The sequence below is a fragment of the Paenibacillus rhizophilus genome (assembly GCF_003854965.1).
Classification (GTDB): Bacteria; Bacillota; Bacilli; order Paenibacillales; family Paenibacillaceae; genus Paenibacillus_AQ; species Paenibacillus_AQ rhizophilus.
Genome location: NZ_RQPI01000005.1, coordinates 29266 through 44662, shown reverse-complemented (window position 1 = coordinate 44662; position 15397 = coordinate 29266). Strand labels below are relative to the sequence as shown.

Genomic DNA, 15397 nt, shown 5'->3' with positions numbered 1-15397 from the left:
TTTTGTTGGAGAGTTACGTGAAATGGACAGCGACTCTTCCGAGACGGACAATAAGTTCACTTCCTTAAACAACGAAGTATGGTGTTTTCGGAGCTGCGGTAGGACCACACGAATAGGAGGAACGGAGAAATGACAATTAACACAAGAACAAGCAATCTTGGATATCCGAGAATCGGTGCGAACCGGGAATGGAAAAAAGCATTGGAAGCTTACTGGGCGGGCCGGATCGGCGAAGAACAACTGCGGGCGGAAATGGAACGTTCTCAGCTGAGTAATTTGCGTAAGCAGCAGGAGGCGGGCATTGACCTGATTCCCGTGGGGGATTTCACATATTACGATCATATGCTGGATACGGCAGTCATGTTCGGCATTGTGCCTCAGCGGTACCGATACGATGGAGGACCTGCCGGACTAGATCTGTATTTTGCCATGGCCCGGGGGAACTCCCGGGCGGCGGCGTGCGAAATGACGAAATGGTTCAATACGAATTACCATTACATCGTGCCGGAGATCGGCGATATCCAGCCTGTTCTAACGGAGAACAAACCGCTTGCCGCATACCGGTTCGCCAAATCGCAGGCGGGGATCGACGGAAAGCCCGTGGTTATCGGACTCTATACGTTTCTGAAACTGTCCAAGGGCTTTGCCCTTTCGGAAATCCGCAGTGTGGCGGAGCGGTTCCTGCCGGTCTATGTACAGCTGCTGCAGGAACTGGAACGGGAGGGAGTGGCATGGGTTCAAATTGACGAGCCGGCTGTAGTAACCGGACTTCGGGAAGAGGATATCAGGCTTCTAAGCGATATTTACGGTGCGCTTCATTCCGCTGTTCCGGGTGTCTCGATTATGCTGCAGACGTACTTTGAGTCTGCCGAACCGCTTGAAGCTCTGCTGAAGCTGCCGGTGCAGGGAGTCGGCCTCGATTTTGTACACGACGGCGGAGCCAACCTGGAAGCGATCGAGCGCCTGGGCTGGCCGGAGGATAAGACGCTCGGAGCCGGGGTGATCGACGGTCGCGGCATTTGGCGCTGCGACCCGGAGGATAAGCTGGCGCTGGCTCAACGACTGGCCGCTCTCGTTCCGGAGGGCAAGCTGATTCTGCAACCGTCCAGCAGCCTGCTGCATGTGCCCGTGACGGTGCGGAGCGAGGAACGGCTGAAGCCAGAGGTGCGGAACGCGCTGGCCTTCGCCGATGAGAAGCTGGCGGAGCTTACGCTGCTGAAACGGGCGCTGCTTGAAGGCAGGGAAGCCGCCGGTACGCAGTGGACCGGGGCGAAGGCGGCGCTGGATGCCTTCCGCAAGCTGCCTGAGCGCAGCCGTGCGGACGTGGCGGGGCTTGAACGCGGACTGGCCGACCTGCCGGATCACCGCAGCCCGGGCTACACCGAGCGCGCGAAGCGCCAGCAGGACAAGTGGCGCCTGCCGCTGCTGCCGACAACAACGATCGGCAGCTTTCCGCAGACGCCAGAGGTCCGCCAGGCGCGGCTGAAATGGCGCAAGGGCGAGCTGAGCCAGGAACGCTATGATGAATTTATCCGCCGGCAAATCGCGGATTCCATCGCATTTCAGGAGGAAATCGGTCTGGATGTTCTGGTACATGGCGAATTTGAGCGGACTGATATGGTCGAGTTCTTCGGGGAGAAGCTGGACGGATTCCTGTTCACGAAGAACGGTTGGGTGCAGTCCTATGGTTCCCGCTGCGTCAAGCCTCCTGTGATTTACGCCGATGTTGCTTTCACCGAACCGATGACCGTCAAGGAAAGCGTCTATGCGCAATCTTTGACGAAGCTCCCGGTAAAGGGTATGCTCACCGGGCCGGTCACGATTCTGAACTGGTCGTTCGTGCGCGACGATCTGAGCAGAGAGAGGGTCGCCTACCAGATTGCACTCGCTCTGCGGCAGGAGGTGCTGGCTCTGGAAAGCACCGGTGTGGAAATGATTCAGGTGGACGAGCCGGCGGTGCGTGAAGGACTCCCGCTTAAGGAGAAGGACCGGACGCATTATCTGGACTGGGCAGTAAGAGCTTTCCGTATTTCCACGAACCTCGTTCGTGATACGACGCAAATTCATACTCATATGTGCTACTGCGAATTTAGCGATATGATCGATGCCATTTCCGATATGGATGCGGATGTTATTTCAATCGAGACTTCCCGCAGCCACGGCGAACTGATTGCAAGCTTCGAGGAGATGAGATACGACAAAGGCCTCGGGCTGGGAGTATATGACATCCATAGTCCGCGCGTTCCGTCAGTGGAGGAAATGGAGACCGGCATTAACCGGGCGCTGCGGGTTCTGCATCCCGAGCAGTTCTGGATCAATCCGGACTGCGGACTGAAGACGCGAGGCTGGAGCGAGACGGAGGCTTCGCTGCGAAATATGGTGGCGGCCGCGGAAGACGCCAGAAAGAAGGCACGGGCGATTCAGCCGTAACTTGCGCGTAAGGAGCGGCAAAGTGATACACCGGGAGTCCGATCCCGGTGTATTGTTTTTTCAACCTGCAACCTTCCAGAGGCTGGAATCGTCTAGAAATCAAATGTAAGGACGAACAGACATATTGGGGGGGGGATAGTCATGATAAAAAAGGGGTTGTATTCCATTGTAACGCTGCTGGTGTTGACTGTTATGCTGGCTGGCTGCGGTTCGGGCGACCGTGCCAGTAACGCGGATCAGGCCGAAACTGCTGCACATTCCGAGATGAAAAACAGCACAGCTTCTCTATCGGATGCCGCCAGCGAGGAGGCTGCGATCGCAGCCGGCAACGGAGGATCATCCGCCGGCGCGCAGGCGGCCGGCGCTCAGGTGAACGTAAAGGGAAGCGGAATCCAGATGGGCGGCAACTCTGCGGCAGATAACGGCAATGCCGCCGCAGCTGCCGGAGGATTCACGGCAGGCGATGTGGCCGCCGGTCTGAACAAGAAGCTGATCTACCATGCCAACCTCAACATGGAAGTGGAGAATTACGAGAAAGCGCAGACGGAAGTGCGGAATTGGGTCAATCTCGCCCGCGGCTATATTATCGGATTCACGGAAACGGTATCCGACTCCGAGCATGGCGGCACGTTTGTCGTCAAGGTGCCGGCTTCCGGGTTCTCTTCCTTCATGGACAATCTGGAGAAGGTCAAGCATGAGTCGCTTCAACGCAGCATTGATGGACAGGATGTTTCCGAAGAGTATGTCGACCTCGAAGCGCGCCTGAAGGCGAAGCAGCTGCTTGAAACCCAATACGTTGAATTTATGAAAAAGGCTACCAAAGCCGCCGACTTGGTGGCGTTTGCCAATGAGCTTGGCCAAGTTCAGGAGAATATCGAGCAAATCAAGGGCAGAATGCGCTATATCGACCAGAATGTGCTGTACTCCACGGTGGAACTTCGGCTCTACCAAACGGACGAGAGCATCGCAAACCTGCGTAAGGATGAACGCCAGTCGCTGTTCGGCAGAGCCGCGGACGCGCTGCGCGGAACGCTGAATGCCTTGTCCATGGCATTCCAGTGGCTCTTTATCTTTTTGGCCGGAGCCCTCCCGGTGCTGATCGGCGCCGGCCTTATATTGGCCGCGCTGCTCTGGTTCCGGCGTTCAAGACGCGGCCGCCGAGAGGAGGCTTCGCTGCTGATCCGGGAAGCCAACCGGCAGAGGGAGAAGGAGCGGGCAGCATCCGGGGCGGCCGGACCCAATCCGGATAGCGGCGAAGAAGACCCTGGTGAAGCGCCTCAGGCGCCGGAACCTCCTGAACGCAAATAACACAAAAATCCTCCAGTCGGGCGGTAGCCCGATATGGGGGATTTTTGCGTACTCCTCCAGGGAAAGGGAGGTGATTCTATTCGAACAATACCCGGTATTCGCCATATCCTTCTTTCTCGAGATCCTCCTCGGGAACGAAACGCAGCGCGGCGGAATTGATGCAGTATCGCAGACCGTTCGGCCCCGGTCCGTCATTGAAGACATGGCCGAGATGCGAGTCGGCTTCTTTGCTTCGCACTTCCGTGCGGATCATCAAATGGCTGAGATCGGTCTTCTCTTTCACCGAGTAGTCACGAAGCGGACGGGTGAAGCTAGGCCAGCCGCATCCGGAATCATATTTGTCTCTGGAGCTGAAGAGCGGCTCTCCGGACACGATGTCCACATAAAGGCCTTCTCCGTGATGATCCCAAAAATCATTCTGAAACGGGGATTCCGTGGCATTATTTTGCGTCACTTCATATTGCAGAGGGGTGAGCCGCTCTTTCAGGCTTTGCTTGTCTTCTTTATGCGACCAGTGGCTTTCGATAAAAGCTTCCCGGCCCGATGCTTTGCGGTAGCGCTTGTAATGTCCCGGATTCTTGTGGTGGTAGCCCTGATGATACTCCTCCGCCGGGTAAAAGACACCAGCCGGTTCAATGGGCGTCACAACCGGTCCCGAGAAGCGGCCGCTTTGTTCGACCGCGACCTTGGACGCCTCCGCTTCTTTGCGCTGCTCCTCATTGTGATAGAAGATCGCTGTCCGGTAGGAGGAACCGCGGTCATGAAACTGTCCGCCTTCATCCGTCGGATCGATCTGCTGCCAGAACAGCTCAAGCAGCTTGCTGTATGGAAAAATCGCGGGATCAAACGTGATTTGCACGGCTTCGGCATGTCCTGTCGTTTCGGAGCATACTTCTTCATAAGTCGGATTGACGGTATGGCCTCCGGTATAGCCGGAGACGACATTGATAATGCCGGGCAGCTCCTCAAACGGGGAGACCATGCACCAGAAGCAGCCGCCTGCAAATGTCGCTTTTTCCGTTCGGGCACCTGCCCGATTAGTCTCTATGTCACTCATGATTGTCCCTCCACTCATATAAGCAATTAAATAGCTTGCAATTTAATTATAAACTATATAAATTCCTATTGCCAGCGTATCCGAAGCAGGCGGCTTTCCAGGGACAAGTCTTCAGGCTTGTCCCTTGCTCTGCGGCTTGCCGATGCGCAGCACCGCAAAGAACGTCAGGAGCGCCGCGATGTACAGCGCGGCGGCGACCGCAGCCGCTCCGGGATGCTGCCGGGCATGTCCGCCGAGGAAGGCGAACAGGGCGATGCCCGGAATTTTTCCTAGGGCCGTAGCCAGGATAAAGCTCCGGAAGGGCAGCCCCGCTGCGCCGGCATATGCGTTGACCGCCGTTTGCGGAATGACCGGCAGCAGACGGGCCGCCGCTACCGAAGCAAAAGGATGCCGCTGAACGGCAGCCGTAAATTTGTCCAGCGCCGGAACGGAGGCCAGATAACGGCGTGCTTGTTCCGGGAACAGCCATTTGACGGCGCCGAACATCATCGCCGCGGCGACCGTAGTTGCCAGCCAGCACATCGCTCCGCCTGCCAGGCTTCCATAAACATAACCGAACAGTCCGATCACGGCTTTGTACGGCACGACCGGAAATAAGGCCAGCGCGGTCGCGGCCAGGACGGAGAGAAGCGCGTGTCCGTCTTTTCCCAGCCAGTCGAGAATGTTATATCTGTAGATAAACGCGGCGCCCATACCCGAAACATAGAGGAGCCCCAGCAGCCATTTTCTCATCTTAATATGTCCTTTCTCTTTATCTTCACCCATCATACTGAAAAAAAACGAAGAATAGAAGAAAGCTCATTTGTCGAATCCTCACGGCAGGGTATAATAGCTTAATGAGATCAAGTGGCATCATCCATTGAGGGGGAAAAAATTGAAGGACTCCGCAAACATAAACATAGCTTTGATTGGAATCGGAAATATCGCCCGCAAAGTATATTTGCCGCTGCTTTCGCAATCGCCGCGAGTCCGGATCGCCGGCATTCTTAGCTCTTCGGCCTCCACGGTAGAGAGTACGGTAAGCGCTTATCGGTTGCCTCAGGGCACATGCAGCCTGGATGAGCTGCTCGCCTGGGATTTGGATGCGGTGTTTGTGCATGCCCCAACCCGGAACCATTACGAAATCGTAACGAAGTGTCTGGAGCGGGGGCTGGCCGTCTATGTCGACAAGCCGTTGTCCTGCCGCTTGGAGGAATCGGTCAAGATGGCCGAGCTTGCCGAAAGCAAAGGACTGCTTCTCGGCGTCGGCTTCAACCGCCGCTTTGCGCCGCTTTATGCTGAGGCCAAGGCGTGGTTGGATGAAGCCGGGGGCATCACCCACTGCAGCGCGGTCAAGCATCGGACGAAGCGGCAAAAGTTAAGCAGCCGGGAAACCGTTCATGACGACCTTATCCACATGCTCGATCTGCTCCTGTGGCTGTGCGGGAATGATTATGAGCTGCTGCGCGGGTCTCTGCACAGCGACCTTGAAGGCCGGCTGGTTCAGGCGGCGGGCATGCTCGGTTGGAGCGGCGGCGCTTCCGGCGTGTACAGCATGGTGCGGGACGCCGGCGCCGATCTGGAAAAATTGGAGCTGCACGGGCATGGAAGGTCTGCGGAAATTGCGGACATGGAACGCGCCGTTCTTTATGACCGGAATGCGTCCCCTGCCGTACGCGGCTTCGGAAGCTGGGACACGATACTTATGCGCAGAGGCTTCAGCGGCGTGGTTGACCATTTTCTCGATTATATTCATAAGCCGTCCGAATGCGGCATTTCCGCATTGTCCGTGCTTCCTGTCCACAGGCTGGCGGCGCAGCTGACGGAAGGGGCAGACTAACACGAGAGGGGGAGAGAGAATGGATGATTACCGCAAATCGGTGGAAGACCGGATTGTTGAAAGCTACAAGCGCGACGAAGAGATGATGATCCTCGTATTCGCCCAATGGTGCGTAAATAACGGACTTGACCCGGAAGCCCTCTATTTGCAGGCCTATCCGCAGCAGCAAGGCAATGAACAGCTTGCCAGAGCTCTTGCGCTGACTGTGCCCGCGGAGGAGTCCGGATTTATTTCGGACGATACGGTGCTCGGTGTGCTCTCGCTATACGGAAACGATGATCTTGCATTTGTCGTCACCGAGGCGATTGCAGCAAGAAAGCATGCTGCGGAATAAACTTTTTTTGACAAACCATGTTCAATAAGGATGAAATGTGTTAAAATTATATATACTAACTAAACGTAAGTTTTTTATTAGCGAGAGGTGAATACAGTGGAAGAGCATCATTTGACGATGTGCCCCCGGTTTGAGACGGCCTTTTCTTTTCTGGGCAAACGGTGGAACGGCCTAATTATCCAGACTTTGATGAGCGGACCGAAGCGCTTTAAAGATATATCGGGTCTCATTCCTTTGATGAGCGATAAAATGCTGTCGGAACGGATGAAGGATCTGGAGAGCGAAGGCATTCTGGTTCGCCATGTCTATCCGGAGACGCCGGTACGCATCGAATACGAGCTGACGGATAAAGGCCGCGCCCTGGAGCCTGTCATGCAGCAGATTCAGTTCTGGGCGGAAAATTGGGTGAAGTAAAGGCCGGTAAAGCATCAGTACAAGCAGAAAACTGACGTCGAATCTATCGGCGCCAGTTTTCTTTTTTGGAGTATAAGATTTTGCAATTTAAACGAGAATGCCTTTTTCGCTTTTTAATTTAAAAATCTCTTCAACCGCTTTTTTATAACCGCCGGCCTGTTTAAAAGAATCGCTGATCTTCTTAATATTTTCAGCATAGCTTGGATCGTTTAACACTTCTTCCACAGCGTCCTTTAATATTTCCGGAGTAAGGGTATCCTTATCAAGAGAAATGGCCGCTCCGAGTTCTGCAGATCTTCCCGCCATGTAAGGCTGGTCCGCTCCTATAGGTATGGCTACAAAAGGCACATTATTATATAGTAAATCACTAGTACTATTCATACCCGCATGAGTGATTGCCACGTCGGTATATTTTAAAATCTCGGATTGAGGCACAAAATTTCTTACAATAAAATGATCAGGTATTTCAAATTCAGATAAATCTACATTGTATGCCGTCATTACGACAACAGCATCCGTTTTGGCAAAAGTTTCAAAGAAAAGTTCATAAAGCCTGCTTTCCTTATTAAACACGGTGCCGAGTGAAATATAGACGACTTTTTTGCCTTCCAATTGTTCAAATGGGAAATCCAAGTTTTCCTGCCGGTCATAGATTGGCGGTCCGATAAATTTAAAACTGTCATCATAATACTCCGGATGGGAGACAAAATATTTGGATGTATAGGCAATATTGATGTCGCCTTTATTAAAAAATAAGTCCATTGGGTTATCCGGCATCTCCACCTTATAGACTTCTTTCAATTGTTTTGATACTTTTTTGAAGGTCTCCATAACGGGATGGTTGTTCATTAACTCTTCATTCATTAATTCTTTGTGCTCAGCCTTAAGTTCCTGCGGCGTAGCAAATACGGCAAAAGAAGAAACCGAAGGAATTTTCAAGATTTGAGCAAAGACATTTCCAAAAGGATACATCGCCGTATACAGGATATAATCAAAATGTTTATCCTTAATTTGATCTAAAACATCTTCTATTATTTTATCGCTTGACTTGAGCGCTTCATTAATATTGTTAAGTAAACGCTCGATTCCCATGTTTTGCGGTGTGTTGTCTTTTCTGTTACCAAGGACTGTGTCTACTTTATAGCTTTTAAATTCAGCACCGGTTTTTTCGATTTTTTCTTTAAAATCCTCTGTACAAAAATAAGTGACTTCCTCACCTTGATTGATTAATTCATTTACTAATCCAAGTGTCGGATTAACATGACCATGAGCCGGGATACTTAAAAAAAGCGCTTTTGACATCTCTTCACACCCTCGCCTTCATATTTGAGACGCTTAATAACTTTTCAATGGCATCAGCGGCTTTTTTAGCCCCTCCAGCTTCCTGGATGTTCTTCTGCATGTCATACACACGCCGCTTCAATTGCTCGTCCTCTGAAACTTCTTGAACCGATGTCTGCAATGCTTGAACGGTTACTTCATCCGGCAGAAAATGATGTCCCAGTCCCAATTCCGATACGCGCCGTGCGGTGATTTCCTGCTCAAACATCTGCGGTATGACAACCAGGGGCACGCCGCAGCTCAACGCTTCCATCGTGCTGTTCATGCCGCCATGCGTAATAAACAACCGGGTATGAGGGAGAATTTCAAGCTGCGGAACCTGGTGGCGGACAATAAAGTTGTCTGGAATCTCGCCCAAGCTTTCCGGACTGATCTTGGAACCTGTGGACATAACTACCTGCCAGTTAGAGTCGCGAAACGCTTCGATGCACATTTTATAGAATTCCGGCCAGGGGTTGAAAATCGTACCTAGTGAAATTAACATGACTGGACGGTCATTATTCCCATCGATCGGCAGGCTCTCGTCATAGCTGCGCTTGCCAATAGACGGACCAACAAAAAGGAAGCGTTCGTCGAACAACTCCCCTTTAAGCTGAAAAGCCCGTGGCATAAAGGTAATGTTCAATTTTTCCGGAGTGAATAATTCCATAAAGGATACCCCCGTAATCCCTTCCTTCTCCGAAAAAGCATTAAGCTTTGACGCCAATTCATTCTTAATCTCGTCCGAAACATCATGTAACGTCGATACATGCTCATTATTCGCATAGGAAGAATACAGCCGTACCGCTTCTATGCCGTGCTTTGCCGCGAACAGTTTTCCGGCCAGCGCCATAAAATCAAACAGAATTAAATCCGGAAGATCATCCGCATACATCTGCTCCAATTGATAATAAGTGGATATCGCTTCTTCAAGGAATCTCATGGGGAGATTTTCCGAATGGATACTCATGACTTCATTGATTTCTTTGACATGATTTAGTTGATCTAATAGATCCGTAGTGGCCGAATGATAGGGAAGAACAGAAGCCCCCGTTTCCTTAACAACCAGAATAAATTTTTCAGTTGCCGGATAAGTCACTTTATAGCCTCTTTGAACGAGCTCTGATACAACGGCTAGTGTTGGATTAACATGTCCGAAAGCAGGAATATTAATCATGGCAATATGAGTTTTCTTCACTGTAATCAACCTCCATCTACATTAGAATTGTACCATGTGATGGAATAAATTATAGTATATGTAAAAATAGAGTTCAATTTCAATAGAGATTTTAACGACGAAAATAGACAGAAGAGGTGAATGTGTTGCATCAAACAAGAGAATGGATTTTTGAGGCGTTGCTGTTATTATTGGAGACCACACCCTACGAACAGATTAAAATTACCAGCATTACAAAAAAAGCAGGAGTCGCGAGACAGACTTTCTACAGGAATTATAGAAGTAAAGACGACATCATTATCCAATATTTAGATGATATATTTAAAGAGCGCCTAACCATAATAAAAAAATGGCAGGACATTAATGAGAATGATGTTCTTACTGATCTCCTCTTTGCGCAATTAAAGAAACATCGTGAATCTTTACTAAAAGTCATCAAAGCTGTACCTGATTGTTTACTAAATGAACGATTTGAGGAATTTATAAAATATTTAGTGCATCTGTATAATAAAGAACATACAAATACAGATAAATTAAAAGAATTACACTTTATCTATTCAATAAAGTATCAAATTGCAGGAGGCTTTACGATCTTAATAGACTGGCTTAAGAACGATATGCCATTGTCTTTTGAAGAGATGAGAACAATCATGAGTGAATTTGGAAAGTCATTTATTGAACAAGGGATTTACGTGCCTGATATTTTATATAGCCTTGCGGATCAATTGGAGAGCTTGTGACAGACCAAAGCGTTCAACAAGCGACTTGGCATCCCCCTGAGAAAAAAATTTGCACAATAGCCGCAAAGAAGTAATATAATAGAAAAAACGAATGTCCCTCACCTATTGGAAGCGCTTACTATAAAATTAACTTTTAGTCACCGAGACGTAATGGCCAGCTTTTGGGGTCCCTGTACACTCCTGAATTCATTTCTTAATAAATCCCCCGCTTTGCGGGTGAAATTTAGGGAGGCGAGCAAGATGAAGACCACTCTGTTCTCGCGGGAAGTCGGTTACGGAAAAGAGGATGTGGCTGAGCTTGAAACGGCTTCCGTTAAAGTGCAGCTAATTTATGACAAGACGCTGTTCATGCTGCACAGCCATCTCCCTGCCTCATTGTGGAACGCTTCATTCGGAGTGCCTTACAGTATTATTTCTTCCCTGTATAAAGGTAACGGCGACGGCGGCACGGTGTTTCAGAAATGGATTCAAGGGCCTTCGGGCTGGAAGTGCATCGGCTGTGAAAGGCACTGTCTGGAGCAGGGCGAAGCGGAGCGCGAGGCGGACCTGTCGGATCAGCCGCGTACGTACACGTTTCATAACGGCAGAAGACAAAGCCTGATTCTTCAGGCGGTGATCTGGGCGCTGTTCGAAAAAACGCTGATGCTTCATCCTTTTTTGGGGGGCGACACGTTTCTGGATTGTGACGATTTGGAGACGATATCTGCCTATTTTGTGCCTACTTATGTCAACGATGTCCGTTTTCAGGAACTTGACAAACCATGCAAAGCCTACACGGACACCAACGTTCGCGTCTTTCAGGAATGGATCGCGGCTCCTGACCTTGTGCTTCAATGGGATGGGGGATTAACGGAGGGAAGATGGATGACCGGGGTGTATGTCAATGAGGCTAAATTTGCCGGGCTCGGTCCTTATCTGAAGGATGCGGCGGGCAAACGAACCTATATGGAAGCTTATGTGCAGTAAGGCTGTTCAACAATATTTTCGAATTGACGTGATTCAAATCACGCGGAGGCTCTCCCTCGGGGGTTATTGTAGAAGCAGATCAATAAGTAACCCCTAAGGAGGAGTCACGATGAGCGTTAAACAACCTTTATTTAATAGCGATACATTGGTAAAAGAAATCGTCCTGCAGTTCCCGAAAGCCGCGGATTATTTCAAGGCAAGCAAAATCGATTTCTGCTGCGGCGGCGCAAAGCCGCTTCGGGAGGCGGCCGATGAGCGCGGTCTTGAAGCGGACGCTGTTATCGGCGATTTGTACAAGCTGCTGGAGCAGTACCCGGTGCTTGAAGAGGATACCGTATGGAACGGAGCATCCTCCGAAGAACTGATCGCCCATATTGTCGATAAGCATCACCGCTATCTGAGAGAAGAACTGCCGCTGATCGGACAGAACGTCACGAAGGTCTTTCGCGTACACGGCGGGGATTCCCCGCATCTGGCTGAAGTATACCAACTGTTCAACCAGCTGAAGGACGAACTGCTGGAGCACACGGCAAATGAAGAAACGCAGGATTTTCCGAGCATTCTAGCCTATGAGCAAAATGGGAACGAAGAATCCTTAACCGCTCTGCGCAAGTCTCTAAGCAATTTGGAAGAAGAGCATGACGCAGCGGGCGACATTCTCAAACAGCTTCGCTCCGTTACCGGCGACTTTACTCCGCCTGAGCATGCCTGCACGACTTACCGTCTGACTTATGCACGGCTGGAGGAACTGGAAGGCATGACCTTCGAGCATGTTCATCTGGAGAACAACATTTTGTTCCCGAGATATCAATAATAGTTTTTGAGCTTCGACCAACAGCCGATTTTCCTTGGATTATCTTTGGGAAATCGGCTATTTCTCGTATGTCAAGTGGGTGAATGACAGTATTTGTTACAATATGATGTGAAAATATTCACTATTAGAGTGACTGTGGTCACCCGTCTAGTTAAAATTTAAAGAGTATAATTCCGGTATTAAGCACGAGAGTTGATTATAGAAGCTTTGAGGGAGGACCCGACAATGACATCGAATCGAGAAAAATTAGTATTGATCGGCAACGGCATGGCAGGCGTAGGCACCATTGAACAGATTTTGAAGCTTGGCGGCGCATACGACATAACCGTCTTCGGCAGCGAGCCTCATCCCAACTACAACCGCATTATGCTGTCTTACGTCCTCGAAGGAAGCAAAACCGTGGACGATATTATCCTGAACGACTGGAACTGGTACAAGGAGAACGGTATTACTCTGCATACAGGAACCACGGTAACCCGTATTGACGGAGAATCGCGGAAGGTCATCGCGGAGAACGGCTTGACCGCGGATTACGATAAAGTCATTATCGCCACCGGGTCGAATTCGTTCATTCTGCCGATCCCTGGCAGCGGCAAGGAAGGCGTCGTGGGCTTCCGCGATATCGCCGACTGCGAGGCGATGCTGAAAGCCGCGAAGCAGTATCGCAAAGCGGCCGTTATCGGCGGCGGACTGCTCGGCCTGGAAGCGGCAAAAGGTCTCGTGAACCTGGGCATGGACGTAACCGTCGTCCACCTGATGGAGGATCTGATGGAGCGGCAGCTGGATCATACCGCCGCTTCGATGCTGAAAGCGGAACTGGAGCGCCAAGGCGTCAAGTTCGCAATGGGCAAGCAGACGGTGGAGCTGACCGGCGATGAGCGGGTAAGCGGACTGCGCTTCGCCGACGGCACGGAGCTGGAAGCGCAGTTCGTGGTCATGGCCGTAGGCATTAAGCCGAATGTGGCATTGGCGAAGGACAGCGGCATTGAAGTGAACCGCGGCATCGTGGTGGATGACTTCTTGCAAACATCGCTTACGGACGTGTATTCCGTCGGCGAATGCACTGAGCACCGCGGCATCTGCTATGGCCTGGTAGCTCCGTTGTTCGAACAGGGAACCGTGCTCGCGAAGCATTTGTGCGACGTGGAAGCTAAGCCTTATGAAGGTTCGGTCGTCTCCACCAAGCTGAAGATTTCCGGCGTGGACGTCTTCTCGGCAGGGGAATTCATCGAGACGCCGGAGCATACGGTCATTGCCGCCAAGGATGATTGGAAGAGAACCTACAAGAAAATTCTGCTCAAGAACAACATTATTGTCGGCGCCGTTCTGTTCGGCGATGTGACGGAATCCGCCAGCCTGCAAAAGCTGGTGAAGCAGGGTGCGGAGATGACGGACGACATTTATGCGGACGTTATGGGAACCGGATGCTGTGGCGGAGGAGGAGCCAAGAAGACGGCATCCGTCGAAAGCATGTCCGACGAGGAAATCGTCTGCGGCTGCAACGGCGTGACCAAGAAGGCAATTGTCGACGCAATCACCGATAACGGCTTCACAACCGTGGATGAAATCAAAGCCTGCACCGGAGCCACGCGTTCCTGCGGCGGCTGCAAGCCGGTCGTGGAACAGATTCTTCAGTATGTGCTCGGCGACGGCTTTGAGCAGAGCGCGAAGACCGGCATCTGCGGCTGCACGACGCTCAGCCGGGATGAAATTGTGGCCGAGATCCGGGCCAAAGGGCTGACGACGACCAAAGAGGTCATGAACGTCCTCGGCTGGAAGCAGGAAGAAGGCTGCTCGAAATGCCGCCCGGCGGTCAACTATTATCTGGGCATGATCTATCCGGATACGCACGAAGACGAGAAGGAATCGCGCTTTGTCAACGAGCGGATGAGCGCCAACATTCAGAAGGACGGCACATTCACTGTCGTTCCGCGGATGTACGGCGGAGTGACAACGCCGGAAGATTTGAAGAGAATCGCCGATGTCTCCATTAAATACGATGTCAAGGTTGTCAAAGTAACCGGCGGACAGCGCCTGGACCTGATCGGTATCAAGAAAGAAGATGTGCCCAAAGTATGGGAGGAGCTGGACATGCCTTCGGGTTATGCTTACGCCAAATCTCTGCGGACAGTCAAGACCTGTGTAGGATCGCAGTTCTGCCGTTTCGGTACGCAGGATTCAATGGGCATGGGCGCGCTGCTGGAGCGGAAATATGAGCGTCTTGATTTCCCCGCCAAATTCAAAATGGCCGTAAACGGCTGCCCGCGGAACTGCGCGGAATCCTGCACGAAGGATATCGGCATCGTCGGCAACGACGGAGGCTGGGAAGTGTTCATCGGCGGCAACGGCGGCATCAAGCCCCGGATCGCGGATTCCTTCTGCAAAGTGAAGACGGACGAAGAGTTGGTCGAAATCTGCTCCGCCGTCATGCAGTATTACCGTGAAACGGGCAATTACATGGAAAGAACGTCCGAATGGGTGGAACGTCTAGGTTTGGACCAAATCCAATCCTTTATTCTGGACAACGCGGAAGAGCGCAAGGCGCTGGCGCAGCGCATTGATTTTGCCTTAACACAGGTTAAAGATCCATGGAAAAAAATGCTGAACGACGGCGAGACGCGCACTGCGCTGTTTGAAGCGGCGGAAATCCGTTAAGCCAATCCGGGCAAAAGGAGAGAGAGCGATGGAAGCAGCAAGACAAACCTATGCAGCAGGCAAGGTAGAGGACTATTTGAAACAAATTGGCCGTGTGGTTGTAATCGAAGGCAAAGAGCTGGCCGTATTCCGCACTTCGGGTAACGAATTCTACGTTCTGGAGAATCGCAATCCCCATCCAAAGGGAGGCCCTCTGGCCGAAGGAATCGTGTCCGGGCACTATCTGTACGACCCTCTGTACGACTGGAAAATCGATCTCCGCACCGGCGAGGTTCAGGCGCCCGATAAGGGACAGGCGGCGGTTTATCCGGTTTATATCGACGGAGACACGGTAGTTATCGGTATTTAAATCATACAAAGAAT

14 protein-coding genes are annotated in these 15397 nt (G+C 51.4%); 10 read left to right on the top strand and 4 right to left on the bottom strand.

The window, feature by feature from the left end; all coding sequences use genetic code 11:
- The first annotated feature begins 129 nt into the window (after nucleotides 1-129).
- Nucleotides 130-2430, top strand: coding sequence for a 5-methyltetrahydropteroyltriglutamate--homocysteine S-methyltransferase (gene metE / locus EH198_RS10970; protein WP_281278004.1), 2301 nt, complete (start codon nucleotides 130-132; stop codon nucleotides 2428-2430).
- 141 nt (nucleotides 2431-2571) lie between these two features.
- Nucleotides 2572-3738 (top strand): DUF4349 domain-containing protein, encoded by a 1167-nt coding sequence (locus tag EH198_RS10965; RefSeq protein ID WP_124695589.1) that lies wholly within the window; start codon nucleotides 2572-2574, stop codon nucleotides 3736-3738.
- A 76-nt stretch (nucleotides 3739-3814) separates the two neighbouring features.
- Here the strand turns inward: EH198_RS10965 and msrB are convergent, their stop codons facing one another.
- Both msrB and EH198_RS10955 read right to left on the bottom strand, forming a co-directional pair.
- A complete protein-coding gene (gene msrB / locus EH198_RS10960) occupies nucleotides 3815-4795 on the bottom strand; it encodes a peptide-methionine (R)-S-oxide reductase MsrB (protein ID WP_124695588.1) in 981 nt (326 codons plus the stop codon).
- 111 nt (nucleotides 4796-4906) lie between these two features.
- A complete protein-coding gene (locus EH198_RS10955; protein WP_185702844.1) occupies nucleotides 4907-5527 on the bottom strand; it encodes a TVP38/TMEM64 family protein in 621 nt (206 codons plus the stop codon).
- Between the two features lie 172 nt (nucleotides 5528-5699).
- Between EH198_RS10955 and EH198_RS10950 the strand changes: the two genes are divergently transcribed.
- The 3 genes from EH198_RS10950 to EH198_RS10940 all read left to right on the top strand — a co-directional run bounded on the left by EH198_RS10950 (nucleotide 5700) and on the right by EH198_RS10940 (nucleotide 7362).
- The gene (locus tag EH198_RS10950; RefSeq protein ID WP_342772033.1) at nucleotides 5700-6614 is read left to right on the top strand and encodes a Gfo/Idh/MocA family protein; all 915 of its coding nucleotides are present in this window, start codon (nucleotides 5700-5702) and stop codon (nucleotides 6612-6614) included.
- Between the two features lie 19 nt (nucleotides 6615-6633).
- On the top strand, nucleotides 6634-6948 hold the full coding sequence (locus tag EH198_RS10945) for a hypothetical protein (protein WP_124695585.1): 315 nt from the start codon (nucleotides 6634-6636) through the stop codon (nucleotides 6946-6948).
- A 117-nt stretch (nucleotides 6949-7065) separates the two neighbouring features.
- Nucleotides 7066-7362, top strand: coding sequence for a winged helix-turn-helix transcriptional regulator (locus EH198_RS10940; RefSeq protein WP_124695810.1), 297 nt, complete (start codon nucleotides 7066-7068; stop codon nucleotides 7360-7362).
- An 87-nt stretch (nucleotides 7363-7449) separates the two neighbouring features.
- On the opposite strand, the gene EH198_RS10935 is transcribed toward EH198_RS10940, so the two are convergent.
- The gene (locus tag EH198_RS10935; protein WP_124695584.1) at nucleotides 7450-8664 is read right to left on the bottom strand and encodes a macrolide family glycosyltransferase; all 1215 of its coding nucleotides are present in this window, start codon (nucleotides 8662-8664) and stop codon (nucleotides 7450-7452) included.
- A gap of 4 nt (nucleotides 8665-8668) precedes the next feature.
- Nucleotides 8669-9880, bottom strand: a complete 1212-nt coding sequence (locus EH198_RS10930; RefSeq protein ID WP_124695583.1) for a macrolide family glycosyltransferase — start codon at nucleotides 9878-9880, stop codon at nucleotides 8669-8671.
- Nucleotides 9881-9996: 116 nt separating this feature from the next.
- Between EH198_RS10930 and EH198_RS10925 the strand changes: the two genes are divergently transcribed.
- The 5 genes from EH198_RS10925 (at nucleotide 9997) to EH198_RS10905 (ending at nucleotide 15383) form a co-directional block, all read left to right on the top strand.
- Complete coding sequence (locus tag EH198_RS10925; RefSeq protein ID WP_124695582.1) at nucleotides 9997-10599, top strand: TetR/AcrR family transcriptional regulator; 603 nt, start codon at nucleotides 9997-9999, stop codon at nucleotides 10597-10599.
- 240 nt (nucleotides 10600-10839) lie between these two features.
- Nucleotides 10840-11565: a hypothetical protein gene (locus tag EH198_RS10920; protein ID WP_124695581.1), complete on the top strand. Its 726-nt coding sequence runs from the start codon at nucleotides 10840-10842 to the stop codon at nucleotides 11563-11565.
- Nucleotides 11566-11674: 109 nt separating this feature from the next.
- Entirely contained in the window at nucleotides 11675-12379 is a 705-nt protein-coding gene (gene ric / locus EH198_RS10915) for an iron-sulfur cluster repair di-iron protein (protein WP_124695580.1), read from the top strand.
- A gap of 225 nt (nucleotides 12380-12604) precedes the next feature.
- Nucleotides 12605-15034 carry a nitrite reductase large subunit NirB gene (nirB, locus tag EH198_RS10910; RefSeq protein WP_124695579.1) on the top strand — a complete coding sequence of 810 codons (2430 nt, stop codon included), beginning with the start codon at nucleotides 12605-12607 and terminating at the stop codon, nucleotides 15032-15034.
- A gap of 28 nt (nucleotides 15035-15062) precedes the next feature.
- Entirely contained in the window at nucleotides 15063-15383 is a 321-nt protein-coding gene (locus EH198_RS10905) for a nitrite reductase (NAD(P)H) small subunit (protein ID WP_124695578.1), read from the top strand.
- Nucleotides 15384-15397: the final 14 nt, after the last annotated feature.

Coding starts and splice junctions, on each gene's coding strand:
- metE (WP_281278004.1), top strand. CDS start 130: ATGACAATTAACACAAGAACAAGCAATCTTGGATATCCGAGAATCGGT.
- EH198_RS10965 (WP_124695589.1), top strand. CDS start 2,572: ATGATAAAAAAGGGGTTGTATTCCATTGTAACGCTGCTGGTGTTGACT.
- msrB (WP_124695588.1), bottom strand. CDS start 4,795: ATGAGTGACATAGAGACTAATCGGGCAGGTGCCCGAACGGAAAAAGCG.
- EH198_RS10955 (WP_185702844.1), bottom strand. CDS start 5,527: ATGAGAAAATGGCTGCTGGGGCTCCTCTATGTTTCGGGTATGGGCGCC.
- EH198_RS10945 (WP_124695585.1), top strand. CDS start 6,634: ATGGATGATTACCGCAAATCGGTGGAAGACCGGATTGTTGAAAGCTAC.
- EH198_RS10940 (WP_124695810.1), top strand. CDS start 7,066: ATGTGCCCCCGGTTTGAGACGGCCTTTTCTTTTCTGGGCAAACGGTGG.
- EH198_RS10935 (WP_124695584.1), bottom strand. CDS start 8,664: ATGTCAAAAGCGCTTTTTTTAAGTATCCCGGCTCATGGTCATGTTAAT.
- EH198_RS10920 (WP_124695581.1), top strand. CDS start 10,840: ATGAAGACCACTCTGTTCTCGCGGGAAGTCGGTTACGGAAAAGAGGAT.
- ric (WP_124695580.1), top strand. CDS start 11,675: ATGAGCGTTAAACAACCTTTATTTAATAGCGATACATTGGTAAAAGAA.
- nirB (WP_124695579.1), top strand. CDS start 12,605: ATGACATCGAATCGAGAAAAATTAGTATTGATCGGCAACGGCATGGCA.
- EH198_RS10905 (WP_124695578.1), top strand. CDS start 15,063: ATGGAAGCAGCAAGACAAACCTATGCAGCAGGCAAGGTAGAGGACTAT.